Genomic DNA, 14029 nt, shown 5'->3' on the forward strand with positions numbered 1-14029 from the left:
CGTCAGTCGAACTGCGCCCGCGCCCCCGCCACCAGCGCGCGGTTGCGCCGCCGGTCTGCCGCAATCTCCTGCGCGAAGTCCTCGATGCTCCCGCCGGCCGGCAGGTTGTAGGCCTCGCGCAGGCGCGCGCGCAGCGGGTCGCCTTGCAGCAGCCGGTTGATCTCGGCGTTGAGGCGCTGCACCACCGCCGCCGGCGTGCGCGCGGGCGCGAAGATGCCGAAGAGCGAATCGCGGTTCGCCTTCTCGTAGCCCAGCTCCGCGAGCGTGGGCACCGCAGGCAAGGCTTCGATGCGTGCGGGCGCGCCGACCGCCAGCGCCTGCAGCCGGCCGCTCTCGATGTACTGCAGCTGCTGCGCCGCGACGTTGGTCGACAGCACCTCGAACTGCCCGCCGAGCGCATCGTTGAGCTGCGGGCCGCCGCCCTGGTAGGGGATGTGGGTGATGTCGGTGCGGCTTTGCAGGCGCACCTGCGCGAGCACCATGTGGCCGATGGTCGCCACGCCCGAGGTGGCCCAGCGCACCGCGCCGGGCTGGCGGCGCGCCAGCGCGATCAGTTCTGCAAAGCCGCGACCCGCGAAGGCCGGCGTGCCCACGACCAGCACCGGCGTGCGCATCACGCTGGCCACGGGCGCGAAGGCGCGCAGCGGGTCGTAGGGTGCGCGCGCGAGCAGCGGGTGCAGGGTGAGCGGGCTGATGGCCGAAAAGGCCAGCGTGTGGCCGTCGGGCGTGGCGCGTGCGAGCGCATCCATGCCCAGGCTGCCGCCCGCGCCGGCGCGGTGTTCGATGAGCACCGGCACGCCCAGCGACTGCGCCAGCGGCTCGGCCAGCGCGCGCGCCATGCCGTCGCTCACGCCGCCCGGCGGGTAGACGACGATCAGGCGCACGGGCCGGCTAGGCCAGGTCGAAGCCGCGTGCGACAGATGCGGCAACGCGCACGCAGCCGCGAAGCCGATGCGTTGCAGGAAATGGCGGCGCAACAGCGGCACGGTCATGCGGCAGGCTTCCCCTCGGCCAGCCCGCGCAGCAGCGCCGCGAAGTGCCGCGCCGGCAGGTTGTCTTCGTCGGCGCGCGACACCAGCGTGAGCGGCGCGTCGAGCTGGCCGCCGTCGGCCAGCCGCGTGTAGGCGATGGCGTGCGCGTGCACGCCGGTCATCGAGGTCGGCACCACCGACAGGCCGACGCCCGCGGCCACGAGGTTCAGGTTGGTCATCATGCGATCGACTTCGGCCACCACGCGCGGGCGCAGGCCCTGCGCGTGGCACAGCGCGAGCAGCTCGGCATAAAGGCCGGGCGCGCCCGGGCGGCGCACGAGGATGATGCCTTCTTCGCAGAGTTTCGACAGCGGCAGCGGCTTCGCGGGCTTCTTGCCATTTGCGGCAGGCGCGAAGCGGTGGTCGCTCGGCATCGCGACCCACACGGGCTCGCGCAGCAGCGTCTCGAACACCAGGCCCTCGGGCCGCGCCACGGGCACGCGCAGCAGGCCGCAGTGCAACCGGCCCGCGGCCAGCGCCTCGGTGAGCTCGGCGGCGTTGTCCTCGCGCAGCTGCAGCTCCACGCCGGGGTGTGCGCGGCGAAAGGCACGCAGCGCCTCGGGCATGAAGCGGTGCGCGGCGGCCGAGCTGGTGAAGCCGACCGCGAGCGTGCCGGTCTGGCCCTGGGCCACGCGCGCCATGCGCTGCTTCATGGCCTCCATGTCCTGCAGCATGCGCAGCGCCTCGGCCTGGAACAGCCGGCCGGCATCGGTGAGCGCCACGCCGCGCGGATGGCGCTTGAACAGCAGCACGCCCAGCTCGCGCTCCAGCGCCTTGATCTGCAGGCTCAGCGGCGGCTGCTGGATGCCCAGCTGCTCGGCGGCGCGCGTCATGTGGCCGGTGCCGGCCACGGCCACGAAGTACCTCAGGGCGCGTATGTCCATATGTTTTTTGTATTGAATAGGCCTTGTTATTTTATTTGACCCTAGGTCACACGGAATCTATCGTCCGGCCGCCCCTTCAAACAAGCCGCCCGCCGAGGCGGCATGCCGGAGACAAATCCATGCGCACATCGCGCCCTGCCTCGAAGTTTCGTGTCGTCGTTGCGCTGATCGGCGCGTCGTTGGTCCTGGCCGCCTGTGGTGGCGGCAGCGGGGGAGGAGGAAGCCCCGGCTTCTTCCTGCCGACCGTGCCGCCCGCTAGCGGCAACACCCCGCCGGCCGAGGAGCCGCCCGGCACGGCCCCCCCGCCCGTGCTGCCCGTCGTGGCCTGCGCCGACCTCGCCGGCAAGAGCCTGCCCGCCGCGCTCATCAGCCTGCCCACGCAGGGCGCCACCGTCACCAGCGCCACGCCCGTGGCCGCGGGCGACGCGGGCAGCACCCTGGGCGATTACTGCCGCGTGCGCGGCACCATCGCGCCGGTGGACCCGGCCTCGCAGCTCATCCACTTCGCGGTCAACCTGCCCGAGCAGTGGAACCAGAAGACCATCCACTTCGGCGGCGGCGGCTTCGACGGCGTGCTCATCGACGGCACCGAGGTCATCCGCTTCGGCCCCGCCGGCAAGCCCGCGCCGCTGGCGCTGGGCTACGCCACCTATGGCGACGATTCGGGCCACCAGTCGAGCAGCATCACCGACGGCAAGTTCGCGGCCAACGACGAGCAGCTGGCCAACTACGGCGGCCAGTCGCTCAAGAAGACGCGCGACGTGGCGCAAGCGCTGGTGTTCGCGCGCTATGCCGTGAAGCCCAAACACGCCTACTTCCTCGGCACCTCGACCGGCGGGCGCGACGCGCTGAGCTACATCCAGCGCTGGCCGCAGGACTACGACGGCGTGATCGCCAACGAGCCGGCGCTCAACTACACCGGCACGCGCCTGTCGAACGTGGCGGTGGGCCGCGCGCTGTACAACGACGGCGGCAAGGGCTGGCTCAACCTGACGGAGACGCTGCTGGTGCAGAAGGCCGCGATGCAGGCCTGCGACAAGCTCGACGGCGCGATCGACAACATCGTGAGCAACGTGGAGAGCTGCCGCCAGCTCAACACGCAGATCCTCGCGTCGCTGCGCTGCCCCAACGGCGCGGACACGGCGGACACCTGCCTGTCGGACGCTCAGATCGACACGGTGCACGCCATCGAATCGCCGCTGGAGTTCACGACGTACTCGCTCGCCAACGGCGTGAAGCGCGCGGGCGGCTATAACCTGCTCGAAGGTGCGCTGGTGGCCGGCCCGTACACCACGCGCGACCTCGGCACGCGCAAGGCGCCGGGCAACCCCGCCACCTCGGCCGACGCCAACATGTACGTCACGGGCGACCAGTGGGTGAAGTTCTTCGTCACGCGCGATGCCGGTTTCAACACGCTGAGCTTCGATCCGCAGAACCCCGGCACGTATGCGGCGCGCGTGGCCGAGGTGTCGAAGCTCACCGACGCGACCGATCCGAACCTCGCGCCCTTCTTCGCGCGCGGCGGCAAGCTGATCATGCTGCACGGCCTGGCCGACGAGGTGATCAGCCCCAACTCGACCATCGACTACTACCGGCAGCTCGTCGCCACGCTGGGCCAGGCTGCGGTCACGCAGAACGTGCGCTTCTACACCGTGCCCGGCATGGGCCACGGCACCGGCAGCTTCATTCCCAACTGGGACTCGCTCGCGGCGCTCGAAGGTTGGGTCGAGAGCGGCCTCGCGCCCGCCACGCCCGTAGCCGTGGACGCCGTGGCCGGCAGCTACGGCCGCACGCGCCCGCTGTGCCAGTTTCCGTCGTGGCCCAGGTACCGCGGCAGCGGCAGCCTCGATGCGGCCGTCAACTTCAGCTGCGTGACCGAGGTCGGCGACCCGCTCGCCTGCCCGAACCTGCCCGCGAGCGCGACGCGCTACAAAGGCGGCAACAGCTTCGGCGAGGAACTGCAGGTGCAGATCGATCCGGCCACCATGGCCTACACCGTGACCATCGATGCCAGCCACGAACCCGCGCGGGTCGGCACGCAGCGCAGCGGCTCGCTCGTGTCGCAGGGCAGCTGCAGCTACACGAGCGGCGAGAGCGGGGCGGTGTTCAGCTTCGGCGCCGGCGGCGTGCTGCTGGGCGGCGTGAATCCGCCGAGCGGCACCGGCTTCTCGCCGCTGGTGGCATTCCAGAACACCTTCCAGAATGTGTCGCCGTCGACGGACTTCCGCTCGGTGTCGCTGATCTTCAATGCGGCCGGCGTGGAGCAGCTCGGCGCGGGCACCACGGCGGCGTTCTCGTCGGCGGGGCGGCTGCGCAACGCGGGCACCTTCCAGTTCTGCCGCAGCCTGGCGTCGAACAGCTTCATGACCTACGACCAGACCTGCAAGAACACGGAGAAGGGCTACCTGAGTTACAGCACGGCGCGCGGTGCCTTCGACATGTACACGACCTCGACCTCGTCGAGCGGCACCGCCGAGACCGAGGGCGGCACGCTCACCGGCTCGGTGGTGATCGGGCTGGTCAACGGCGTATCGACACCGTTGTACCTGCGGCGCGTGGCCACCGCCGTGCCGGCGGGCGACACCAGCAGCGGCGTGGCCACCGTCATCCAGCCGGGCCTGCGCCTGCTGGCGGTGCAGCAGACGCTGATGCCCGGCGCGGCCGACGGCAGCTATGCCATGGCCAGCGTGAAGGGCGAGAGCCGCGAAGCCACCGTGGTCGGCACTGCCTTCAACCTCGGCGGCGCGGCCACCACGCTGGGCTACGACACGCCGGTGCTCGGCGTGGCGCAGGCCGGTGCCGGCCGGCCGGGCCATCTCATCTTCAACAGCGGTGTCGTGGCCTTCGTCTCCACCGACGGAGCGAACGCGACGCTGGACCTCGGAGTACGCCATTGAAAAAATACCTCTCGCAACTTGCCGCCTTCGCTTGGCTGGGTGCCGCGCCACTGCTGCCCGCGCACGCGGCACCCGCCACCGCGCCGAAGCCCACGGCCTGCCCGTCGCCCGTGCCGGAGAGCGCGCGCTGCTACACCGGTGAAGACGGTGCAGGGTCGTTCTACTGGATCGCCATGCCCAAAGACTGGCAGCGCGGCGTGCTCGTGATGCACGCGCACGGCGGCCCCGAGACCGGCGCGCCCAAGCTCGCGCGCAGCGAGGAAGACCTCAAGCGCTGGGCCATCACCGTGAAGGCCGGCTATGCCTGGGCGGGCTCCACCTACCGGCGCGGCGGCTACGGCGTGACCATGGCGGCGCAAGACACCGAGCGGCTGCGCCAGATCGTCGTGCGCCACTTCGGCCAGCCCCAGCGCACGCTGCTGCACGGGCAGAGCTACGGCGCGGGCGTGGCGGCGAAGGCGGCAGAGCTGTATGCGCCCGTGGGCGATGCGAAGTCGCCCTACGACGGCCTGCTGCTCACCAGCGGCGTGCTCGGCGGCGGCAACAGTGCGTACGACTTCCGGCTCGACCTGCGCGTGGTGTACCAGTACGTCTGCCGCAACCATCCCAAGTCCGACGAGCCCCAGTACCCGCTGTGGATGGGTCTGCCGATAGACGCGAAGCTCACGCGCGCGGACCTCGCGGCGCGCGTCAAGGACTGCACCGGCGTCGGCACACCCGCCGCGCAGCGCACGCCCGAGCAGGCGGCGCGGCTGAAGACCATCCTGTCGGTCGTGAAGATCCCCGAACGCTCGCTCGTCGGCCACCTCAACTGGGCGACGTGGCTGTTCCAGGACCTCGTGCAGCAGCGCCTGCAGGGCCGCAACCCCTTCGGCAACATCGGCGTGGTCTACAGCGGCTCGGCCGACGATGCGGCGCTCAACGCCGGCGTGCTGCGCTACGCGGCCGACCCGCAGGCCCAGGGCGCGCTCGCGGCCGACAGCCAGCCCACCGGCCGCACCTCGCTGCCCACCGTGGGCCTGCATGCCATCGACGACCCCACGGCCTTCGTCGAACTCGAGAACGCCTACCGCCGCATCCGCGACGCGGCCGGCACCGGCGGCAACTTGGTGCAGAGCTTCAGCGCCGAGCGCGAGCACAGCTACCTCAGCGATTCGGAATACCCCGCGCTCTTCGGCGCATTGCTCGACTGGATCGACAAGGGCGAGAAGCCCACGCCCCAGAGCCTGGCGCAGCGCTGCGTGGCGCTCATGCCGCGCTACGACACCGACGGCAAGAACGGCTGCCACATCCAGCCCGAGTGGCAACCCCCGACGCTCGAAAGCCGCGTGCCTTCACGCGCGCCCTGATTTTTCTTTTTGACCTTGACGGAGACTTCCATGAAAAAACTGTTCGCCCTCGCGGCGGTGGCCCTTGCCGTGTGCGCCCACGCGCAAGACTTCCCCGCGGGCAAGCCCGTGACCATCGTCGTGCCCTTCGCGGCCGGCGGCCCGACCGACCGCGTGGCGCGGGACCTCGCCGAGGCGCTGCGCAAGCCGCTGGGCGGCGCCAGCGTCATCATCGACAACGTGCCCGGCGCGGGCAGTTCCATCGGCGCGGCCAAGGTCGCGCGCGCCAACCCCGACGGCTACACGCTGCTGCTCAACCACATCGCGATGGCGACCGTGCCGACGCTGGTGCGCAACGTGCCGTTCAAGGTCGAGACCGACTTCGAGTACCTGGGCATCGTCAACGACGTGCCCATGACGCTCATCGCCAAACCCAGCCTTCCGGCCACCAACTACAAGGAACTGACCGCCTGGATCGCCGCCAACAAGGGCAAGATCAACCTGGGCAACGCGGGCATCGGCTCGGCCTCGCACCTGTGCGGTTTGCTCTACCAGAGCGCCACGAAGACCGAGATGACGCCCGTGCCCTACAAGGGCACGGCACCCGCCATCACCGACCTCATCGGCGGCCAGATCGACCTGCTGTGTGACCAGAGCACCAACACCTCGCCGCAGATCGAAGCGAAGAAGGTCAAGGCCTATGCCGTGACCACGCCCAAGCGCCTGACCACGCCGCTCTTGAAAGACCTGCCCACGCTCGACGAGGCCGGTCTGAAGAACTTCCAGGTGACGATCTGGCACGGCTTGTACGCGCCCAAGGGCACGCCCGCGCCGGTGCTCAAGAAGATCAGCGACGCGCTGAAGGCTGCACTGAAGGACGCCGACTTCATCAAGCGCGAGGAAGCACTCGGCGCCGTGGTCGCCACCGACGGCCGCATCGAGCCCGAGGGGCACAAGAAGTTCGTGGCGGCGGAGATTGCGAAGTGGAGCCCGATCATCAAGGCGGCGGGGGTGTACGCGGACTGAGGTTGTCGGCCGCGCGCATCGCGCTCAGAGCCCGTGGATGGCAACGGTGGCCCAGAAGGCGGCCCACACGCCGATCAGCCCCAGCAGTGCCATGACGGCGACGTAGGCAATGAAGTACGTCGCTCGCCTTGCGATGCTGGGAGTGGCTGGAACCTGCCACCAGTAGATCAACCCTGCCCACAAGAGCAGGGCGCAGGCGACGAGGGCTACACCGGTCCCCGTCAATGTCAGGGCCTGGCGTCGCGCCAGGCCAGTGAGCAGGACGTTGAGGACCGGGATCGATACGGCCCACATCAGCGCGCTCAGCACCAGCCGCAGGCCGGCATTCATCGCATCGCGTCGCGCGGTGCTGCGTGAGTTCTGTACTGTCATTTCTCTCTCCCTGTCGGACCGTTGTGGCCTCCTCAAAATCTTAGGGAGAGCTGTCTCATGCACATGCAGCAGAGCGCGCTGGAATCAGCAATGACCGTGACGCAAGTAGTTTGCTTGCCGTGGCAATCGCAAACCGATCGTGAACGAGTTAGCCCCACCGCATCGAATGCACCAGGGCGCAGCTCAGAGCCATTACCCTCGTCGATCCTGTTCATCAGAAATCGGCTCCATGAGCTTCAGCATCTACTACGACGCAAGACGAGACAGTCCCCTGACCCGCGAGGAAGCGCAGCGCCTGGACGCGATCGTGGCTGCCTTTGACAAAGTCGACGAAGCCGACCGCCATGCGCATTCAGGTAAGGGCCTCAACTGGGAGACCTTCACGCTCTACGAGGCGTCCGGACTCACCGGGGGAAAGGTACTGGAAGGCGCCACGAAACTCCCCGACAACAAGGCGTTCGCCATGCACAAGGGGGCCAGCCACTGGGTGGCCTGCCTCAACCGGATTCGCCGCGAAGTGCTGCCGGATGCCAGGTGGAGCGTGAGCATCGATGACAGGATGCTGCTCTGGAACGACAAGAGCGGCTGGCACGACGAGGCATCGGACGGGCTGGCGACGCTCTGGCTGGGCTGCCTGTTGAGCGCGCCGTTCCGACGGTTCACGAAGTGAGCGGGTAACCGTCGGGCGTGGCCCTGCCAGACCGCGTCAGAACGTCCCCGGCAACAGGATGTCCGACTTCACATCGTCGATCTGCGTGCGACCGCAGAAGGCCATCGTGATGTCCAGTTCCTTGTGGATGATCTGCAGCGCGCGCGTCACGCCTTCCTGGCCGTAGGCGCCCAGGCCGTACAAAAAGCTGCGACCGATCAGCGTGCCGCGCGCGCCAAGTGCGCGGGCCTTGAGCACGTCCTGCCCGCTGCGCACGCCGCCGTCCATCCACACCTCGATCTGGCTGCCCACGGCGTCGGCAATGGCCGGCAGGGCGGCGATGGAGGAGGGGGCGCCGTCGAGCTGGCGCCCGCCGTGGTTGGAGACGATGAGCGCGTCGGCGCCGCTGGCCACGGCCAGGCGTGCGTCTTCCGTGTCCATGATGCCCTTGAGGATCAGCTTGCCGCCCCAGCGCTTCTTGATCCATTCGACGTCGGCCCAGCTCAGGGCCGGGTCGAACTGCTCGGCGGTCCACGACGACAGCGACGACAGGTCTTTCACGCCCTTGGCATGGCCCGCGATGTTGCCGAAGGTGCGGCGCTTGGTGCCCAGCATGCCCATGCACCAGCGCGGCTTGGTCGCCAGGTTGATGAGGTTCTTGATCGTGGGCTTGGGTGGCGTGGACAGACCGTTCTTGATGTCCTTGTGGCGCTGGCCGAGGATCTGCAGGTCGAGCGTGAGCTGCAGCGCCGACACGTTGGCGGCCTTGGCGCGGTCGATCAGGCGCTCGATGAAGTCGCGGTCCTTCATCACGTAGAGCTGGAACCAGAAGGGGTGGCGGTCGGTGTTCTCGGCGATGTCTTCCAGTGAGCAGATGCTCATGGTCGAGAGCGTGAACGGAATGCCGAAGGCCTTGGCCGCGCGCGCGCCCAGGATTTCGCCGTCGGCGTGCTGCATGCCGGTCAGGCCCGTGGGCGCGATGGCCACGGGCATGGCGACCTCCTGGCCGATCATGGTGGTGCGGGTGGAGCGGCCTTCCATGTTCACGGCCACGCGCTGGCGCAGCTTGATCTTTTGAAAATCGCTCTCGTTGGCGCGGTAGGTGCCCTCGGTCCAGGCGCCGGAGTCGGCGTAGTCGTAGAACATCTTCGGCACGCGCCGCTGGGCGATCGCCCGCAGGTCTTCGATGCAGGTGATCTTGGAAAGGTCGGGCACGGGGGAGGTCTCCTGGCTGGTGTTATTGAGGTCAAGGCGGGCCGGCTACGCAGGCCACGGCAGCGCCGGGGGTCGAGTCTGCAGGGGAAACGCGCCGGCGACCTGAAAAAAGCCCAGACCCCGGCTGAAAATTATTCAGCCCGGCTCGCGCAGCGCCTGGCGCAGCCATTCGACGAAGGTGGCGCATTCCCAGCGCTCCATGGTGCCGGGGCGCCAGCACAGGAAGTAGGCGTTGGGCGAGGGCGCGCTGTGCGGCGACAGGCGAACCAGCCGGCCGTTGTCCAGCCAGGCGCGGCCCAGCCGCAGGTGCATGAGCACCACGCCGAAGTCTTCGGCGGCGGCATCGAGCGCCAGGCCCAGGTCGTTGAACTGGTGGCCCACGGCCGGCTCGGGCAGGCCGATGCCGCAGGCCTTGAACCAGATGCGCCACGACTCCAGCGGCGTGCGCAGCATCTGCACGCGCGCCACCTCGGCATCGGTCGAGAAGTGCTGCTCGAAGGGGCCGTGGCGTTCCAGGTAGGCCGGGCTGCACACCGGCGAGACGTCGTCGGCCAGCAGCTGGCAGAACTCGCGGTCGTGGAACGGGCCGGTGCCGAAGCGCAGCTCGATGTCGGCGTCTTCGGCCGTGAAGTTGCGCACCGGCATGGTCACCTGCAGCATCAGCTCGATGGTCGGGTAGGCGTCGCGGAACTCGGCCAGCCGGGGCAGCAGCATCTGGCGCGAGAAGGTGGGCGTGACCGCCACGCGCAGCCGCCGCACCTGCGACGCGGGCTCGCGCCCCGGCACCTGCTGCAGCGCCGCGATGGCCTCGCGCACGCGCGCCAGGTAGGCCACGCCGTCGGCGCTCAGGCCGAAGTCGTTGCCCGTGAAGAGCTTGAGCTCAAGCTGCGTCTCGAGCTGGCGGATGCGGTGGCTGACCGCGCTGGGCGTCACGCTGAGCTCTTCGGCCGCCACGTTCACGCTGCGCAGCCGCGCGACGGCCTCGAAGGCCTGCAGGCCCTGGGTCGAGGGGAGTCGCGTCGATGCCATGTGTTTTGGGAAGGAGTGAGCGATGCGATGTTATCGAAGGGCGACCAGCGCATCGAGCAGCCGCCGCAGGTCGTCGACCGCCTCGCGCGCCAGCGCCGCATCGCCCATCTGCGCCTTGACGATGGCGCCGTCGACGCCCAGGGCGGCCGCCTGTGCAATGGCCATGCGCTGCGGGCCGTCGGGCAACAGGCCGGCGATCACCTCGACCATCTCGCGCTTGTGCTCGCGCGCGATGTCGGCGGCACCGGCCACGCTGGCCCCCACTTCCACCACCGAGTTGATGAAGGCACAGCCCCGAAACAGCGGGTCGGCGAACCACTCGGCCATCACGTCGGCCAGCACCGGCAGCGCCTGCCCCTGCGCGATGTGCTGCTGCGCGTCGCGCCGGCCCAGCGCATCGACGAACCAGGCCATCCACACGCCATGCCGATGGTCGAGAAAGGCGCGCACCAGGTCGTCCTTCGAGGGGAAGTGCCGGTAGAAGGTGACCTTGGTGACGCCCGACGCGGCGATCACGCGGTCGATGCCGGTGGCGCGGATGCCGTCGGCATAGAAGAGCTCGTGCGCCGTGAGCAGGATGCGCTCGCGCGCGGGCAGTGCAGAGATGTCCATGCGGCGATTGTAGGCATGTAGACAGGTCTGTCTACTCATGGCACATTGCGGGCCTTCATCACTTCATTTCTTGACTGAAAGACCGCCATGGAATCCCGCCCGCCGCTGCCGCCCTTCACCCTCGAATCCGCCCTCCAGAAAGTCCAGGCCGCCGAAGACGCCTGGAACTCGCGCGACCCCGCGCGCGTGAGCCTGGCCTACACGCCCGACACCGAATGGCGCAACCGCGCCGACTTCGTCAACGGCCGCGCGCAGGTGGTGGAGTTCCTGTCGCGCAAGTGGGAGCGCGAGCACGACTACCGCCTGAAGAAGCAGCTGTGGGCCTTCATGGACAACCGCATCGCGGTGCGCTTCGAATACGAATGGCACGACGCCGCGGGCCAGTGGTTTCGCAGTCACGGCAACGAGAACTGGGAGTTTGCGCAGAACGGGTTGATGCAAAGGCGCTACGCGAGCATCAACGACCAGCCCATCGCGGAATCGGAGCGCAAGTTCCGCTGGGAGCGCTGAGGCGCAGGGTGCGGCAACGGGCATGCCTGTTGCTTGCCCTGTCGCATCCCTTCATACCCAGGAGCCAAGCCGCATGAACCGCAACGACGTCACCGAGAAGATCATCACCGTGAAGGTGTCCAAGGGCATCCAGTGGGCCGACGTGGCCAAAAAGGTCGGCCTGTCGAAGGAGTGGACCACCGCCGCCTGCCTCGGCCAGATGACGCTCGATGACAAGCAGGCCAAGGTCATCGGCAAGATCTTCGGCCTCACGCCCGAGGAGCAGAAGTGGCTCCAGGTCGTGCCCTACAAGGGCTCGCTGCCCACGCCCGTGCCCACCGACCCGCTGATCTACCGCTGGTACGAGGTGGTGAGCGTGTACGGCACGACCATCAAGGAACTGATCCACGAGGAGTTCGGCGACGGCATCATGAGCGCCATCGACTTCAGCATGGACATCCAGCGCCAGCCCGACCCGAAGGGCGACCGCGTCAACGTGGTGCTGTCGGGCAAGTTCCTGCCGTACAAGAGCTACTGACGTTCGGCGTTCAGTCAGTACACCGGCGCCGCGGGCTTCGGCCGCGGCGTCGGGGCCGGGCGCCAGCCGGGGCCGGCCATGCCGTAGCGTGCGCCCTCGATCGCACCCGCAATGGCACGCGCCACGCCGTCGACCGGCGTCGTCAGCCGCCGCCGCGTGCGCATGCGCTCGAAGGCGTAGCTGTCGGCGATGCGCTCGGCCAGCGGGTCGGCGGCCTCGGCCACGTCGGGGCTCACCAGCGAGACGTGCACGCGCCCCGCGTGTTCCCGCCGCAGCCCTTCGGAGATCGCCTGCACCGCGTACTGCGTGCCGTGGTACACGGCCGAGTCGGGCGTGGCGCCGCCCATGGCCACCGGCGCGACGTTGACGATGTGGCCCCAGCCCTGCTCCTGCATCGTGGGCAGCACGGCCGCCACGCCCAGCAGCATGCCGCGCAGGTTGACGTCGATCATCAGCTCCCACTCCTCGATCTTGCGCTGCCACAGCGGCGACAGCGGCATCACGCCGGCGGCGTTCACCAGCACGTCGATGCGGTCGTGCGTGTCGAGGGCGAACTCGGCAAAGGCCTCCATGTCGGGCCGGTGTGTCACATCGAGTCGCCGGAAGCTCGCCGAGCCGCCGGTGGCGTTGATCTCGGCAGCGAGCGCCGCGAGCCGTTCGGTGCGGCGCGCGCCGAGCACCACATGGGCGCCGCGCCGCGCGAGCCGCCGCGCCGTCGCCTCGCCGATGCCGCTGCTGGCGCCGGTGACGAGAACCACTGTGTCCTGGATTGCACTCATACAAAACTCCTCATGCGGGTCGATGCGCCACGGCGCGAAGGGTGCGCCGGGCATGCAGAGGAGTCTCGGGGCGAAGGGGCCGGAGGCGGTATCCGGATCGAACGAGGTTTTTGCCTGATCCTGCGAAATGCAGAAACAGGCGGGTCGTGCGCGGGGCCGCGTCAGGCGCGCCGGCCCAGCCGGTTCCCCAACGCCAGCAGCCCCCATCCCGCCAGCCCGAAGGTCAGCGCGATGCCTGCTGCATAGACGGCCACGCCGCCATAGCCGCCGACGTGGGCAGGGTTGAGGAAAGGGTAGGGGTACCAGCCCGTGCGGCTGCCGCGCACCAGCGTGTAGACCAGGTAGGCCATCGGGAAGACCAGCGTCCACAGCAGTTGCCGGCCGCCGAGGCGCGTGCGCGGCGGTTGCAGCAACCAGTCGAGCAGCACGACGCACGGCATCACGTGGTGCAGCAGCGTGTTGATCCACGGCCGCAGCGCGCCGAGGTCGACGTCGCGCAGCAGCAGCGAGAAGACGATGCCGACCACCACCATGTTCACGGCCGACAGGGCGCGCAGCCTTTCGTCGGGCCCCGTGGACGTTGGCTGCCACAGGCGGCGCGCGCCCAGCACCAGCACGATGGCCGCGAGCAGGTTCGAGAGGATGGTGAAGAAGCTGAAGAAGTTGACGACGTCGAAGCCCATGCGCACATGGATCGCCAGCTGCCAGCCGATCGCCACCAGGGTCAGCAGGCCGAAGAAGAGGCGCAGCGCGGACCAGGTCATGGGATGCCGTGTCGGTCCTCAGGGCCTGCAGTTGCCGCCCATGGACACCGAGCCGTCCTTGCATTCGGTGAGGATGGGCTCGCCGCGCGATGCGGGCGCCGAGGTGGCGCTCGGGGCCGGCGAGGCCGCGCCGCCTTCGCGCTGGTAGACGATCTTCTTCGTGCCCAGCTCGCAGCTGCCCACCACCTGGCCGCTCGCCGTGGCGGCGGCATCGACGGTGACGACGCTGAAGTTGGTCACGCCCGAGGCGGCGATCTTCGCTTCGATCTGGGCGCGCAGCGTTTCGCAGTTGCTCTGAGTGGGGCTCTGGGCATGGGCGCTGCCGGCGGCCATGAGCAGGGGCCAGGCGGCGGCGGCAACAGCAAGCCAATGGCGTTTCATGAGGGGCCTGCCTTTCTTTCTTGCGTGCAGTGGGG

General features: G+C 69.1%; 15 protein-coding genes. 6 read left to right on the forward strand and 9 right to left on the reverse strand.

What is annotated here, in order from left to right; genetic code table 11:
- Positions 1–2 precede the first annotated feature (2 nt).
- Both AC1RAD_RS30510 and AC1RAD_RS30515 read right to left on the reverse strand, forming a co-directional pair.
- Positions 3–992: a Bug family tripartite tricarboxylate transporter substrate binding protein gene (locus tag AC1RAD_RS30510; protein WP_492738859.1), complete on the reverse strand. Its 990-nt coding sequence runs from the start codon at positions 990–992 to the stop codon at positions 3–5.
- On the reverse strand, positions 989–1915 hold the full coding sequence (locus AC1RAD_RS30515; RefSeq protein ID WP_492731928.1) for a LysR family transcriptional regulator: 927 nt from the start codon (positions 1913–1915) through the stop codon (positions 989–991). The genes AC1RAD_RS30510 and AC1RAD_RS30515 overlap by 4 nt, the downstream gene beginning before the upstream one ends.
- Positions 1916–2034: 119 nt before the next feature.
- Here AC1RAD_RS30515 and AC1RAD_RS30520 point away from each other — a divergent pair, with 119 nt between their 5' ends.
- From AC1RAD_RS30520 to AC1RAD_RS30530, 3 genes are read left to right on the forward strand one after another with little or no spacing between them, the layout of a single operon-like run.
- A complete protein-coding gene (locus AC1RAD_RS30520; protein ID WP_492738860.1) occupies positions 2035–4812 on the forward strand; it encodes a tannase/feruloyl esterase family alpha/beta hydrolase in 2778 nt (925 codons plus the stop codon).
- Entirely contained in the window at positions 4809–6161 is a 1353-nt protein-coding gene (locus AC1RAD_RS30525; RefSeq protein ID WP_492738862.1) for an alpha/beta hydrolase family protein, read from the forward strand. Before AC1RAD_RS30520 ends, AC1RAD_RS30525 begins: the two co-directional genes overlap by 4 nt.
- A 30-nt stretch (positions 6162–6191) precedes the next feature.
- Complete coding sequence (locus AC1RAD_RS30530; RefSeq protein ID WP_139702377.1) at positions 6192–7166, forward strand: tripartite tricarboxylate transporter substrate-binding protein; 975 nt, start codon at positions 6192–6194, stop codon at positions 7164–7166.
- A 24-nt stretch (positions 7167–7190) separates the two neighbouring features.
- Here the strand turns inward: AC1RAD_RS30530 and AC1RAD_RS30535 are convergent, their stop codons facing one another.
- Entirely contained in the window at positions 7191–7538 is a 348-nt protein-coding gene (locus AC1RAD_RS30535; RefSeq protein ID WP_492738863.1) for a hypothetical protein, read from the reverse strand.
- A gap of 229 nt (positions 7539–7767) precedes the next feature.
- On the opposite strand from AC1RAD_RS30535, the gene AC1RAD_RS30540 reads away from it, so the two are divergent.
- On the forward strand, positions 7768–8208 hold the full coding sequence (locus AC1RAD_RS30540; RefSeq protein ID WP_070062185.1) for a hypothetical protein: 441 nt from the start codon (positions 7768–7770) through the stop codon (positions 8206–8208).
- Positions 8209–8244: 36 nt separating this feature from the next.
- Here the strand turns inward: AC1RAD_RS30540 and AC1RAD_RS30545 are convergent, their stop codons facing one another.
- From AC1RAD_RS30545 to AC1RAD_RS30555, 3 genes are all read right to left on the reverse strand, one after another.
- On the reverse strand, positions 8245–9402 hold the full coding sequence (locus AC1RAD_RS30545; RefSeq protein WP_307694872.1) for an alpha-hydroxy acid oxidase: 1158 nt from the start codon (positions 9400–9402) through the stop codon (positions 8245–8247).
- A gap of 135 nt (positions 9403–9537) precedes the next feature.
- The gene (locus AC1RAD_RS30550; RefSeq protein WP_307694871.1) at positions 9538–10431 is read right to left on the reverse strand and encodes a LysR substrate-binding domain-containing protein; all 894 of its coding nucleotides are present in this window, start codon (positions 10429–10431) and stop codon (positions 9538–9540) included.
- A gap of 30 nt (positions 10432–10461) precedes the next feature.
- On the reverse strand, positions 10462–11043 hold the full coding sequence (locus tag AC1RAD_RS30555) for a TetR/AcrR family transcriptional regulator (protein WP_390341813.1): 582 nt from the start codon (positions 11041–11043) through the stop codon (positions 10462–10464).
- 87 nt (positions 11044–11130) lie between these two features.
- On the opposite strand from AC1RAD_RS30555, the gene AC1RAD_RS30560 reads away from it, so the two are divergent.
- Both AC1RAD_RS30560 and cynS read left to right on the forward strand, forming a co-directional pair.
- Positions 11131–11553, forward strand: a complete 423-nt coding sequence (locus AC1RAD_RS30560; RefSeq protein ID WP_492738864.1) for a nuclear transport factor 2 family protein — start codon at positions 11131–11133, stop codon at positions 11551–11553.
- A 73-nt stretch (positions 11554–11626) separates the two neighbouring features.
- Positions 11627–12070: a cyanase gene (cynS, locus tag AC1RAD_RS30565; protein WP_095949618.1), complete on the forward strand. Its 444-nt coding sequence runs from the start codon at positions 11627–11629 to the stop codon at positions 12068–12070.
- A 14-nt stretch (positions 12071–12084) separates the two neighbouring features.
- Here the strand turns inward: cynS and AC1RAD_RS30570 are convergent, their stop codons facing one another.
- The 3 genes from AC1RAD_RS30570 to AC1RAD_RS30580 all read right to left on the reverse strand — a co-directional run bounded on the left by AC1RAD_RS30570 (position 12085) and on the right by AC1RAD_RS30580 (position 13994).
- Positions 12085–12849: an SDR family oxidoreductase gene (locus tag AC1RAD_RS30570; RefSeq protein WP_062478031.1), complete on the reverse strand. Its 765-nt coding sequence runs from the start codon at positions 12847–12849 to the stop codon at positions 12085–12087.
- A gap of 161 nt (positions 12850–13010) precedes the next feature.
- Positions 13011–13613: a Pr6Pr family membrane protein gene (locus tag AC1RAD_RS30575; protein ID WP_492738866.1), complete on the reverse strand. Its 603-nt coding sequence runs from the start codon at positions 13611–13613 to the stop codon at positions 13011–13013.
- An 18-nt stretch (positions 13614–13631) separates the two neighbouring features.
- Positions 13632–13994 carry a DUF1161 domain-containing protein gene (locus AC1RAD_RS30580; protein ID WP_492738867.1) on the reverse strand — a complete coding sequence of 121 codons (363 nt, stop codon included), beginning with the start codon at positions 13992–13994 and terminating at the stop codon, positions 13632–13634.
- Positions 13995–14029 lie beyond the last annotated feature (35 nt).

The organism is Variovorax sp. GW823-FHT04B03 (genome assembly GCF_058796495.1).

Coding starts and splice junctions, on each gene's coding strand:
- AC1RAD_RS30520 (WP_492738860.1), top strand. CDS start 2,035: ATGCGCACATCGCGCCCTGCCTCGAAGTTTCGTGTCGTCGTTGCGCTG.
- AC1RAD_RS30510 (WP_492738859.1), bottom strand. CDS start 992: ATGACCGTGCCGCTGTTGCGCCGCCATTTCCTGCAACGCATCGGCTTC.
- AC1RAD_RS30575 (WP_492738866.1), bottom strand. CDS start 13,613: ATGACCTGGTCCGCGCTGCGCCTCTTCTTCGGCCTGCTGACCCTGGTG.
- AC1RAD_RS30550 (WP_307694871.1), bottom strand. CDS start 10,431: ATGGCATCGACGCGACTCCCCTCGACCCAGGGCCTGCAGGCCTTCGAG.
- AC1RAD_RS30535 (WP_492738863.1), bottom strand. CDS start 7,538: ATGACAGTACAGAACTCACGCAGCACCGCGCGACGCGATGCGATGAAT.
- AC1RAD_RS30580 (WP_492738867.1), bottom strand. CDS start 13,994: ATGAAACGCCATTGGCTTGCTGTTGCCGCCGCCGCCTGGCCCCTGCTC.
- cynS (WP_095949618.1), top strand. CDS start 11,627: ATGAACCGCAACGACGTCACCGAGAAGATCATCACCGTGAAGGTGTCC.
- AC1RAD_RS30560 (WP_492738864.1), top strand. CDS start 11,131: ATGGAATCCCGCCCGCCGCTGCCGCCCTTCACCCTCGAATCCGCCCTC.
- AC1RAD_RS30540 (WP_070062185.1), top strand. CDS start 7,768: ATGAGCTTCAGCATCTACTACGACGCAAGACGAGACAGTCCCCTGACC.
- AC1RAD_RS30530 (WP_139702377.1), top strand. CDS start 6,192: ATGAAAAAACTGTTCGCCCTCGCGGCGGTGGCCCTTGCCGTGTGCGCC.
- AC1RAD_RS30515 (WP_492731928.1), bottom strand. CDS start 1,915: ATGGACATACGCGCCCTGAGGTACTTCGTGGCCGTGGCCGGCACCGGC.
- AC1RAD_RS30570 (WP_062478031.1), bottom strand. CDS start 12,849: ATGAGTGCAATCCAGGACACAGTGGTTCTCGTCACCGGCGCCAGCAGC.
- AC1RAD_RS30555 (WP_390341813.1), bottom strand. CDS start 11,043: ATGGACATCTCTGCACTGCCCGCGCGCGAGCGCATCCTGCTCACGGCG.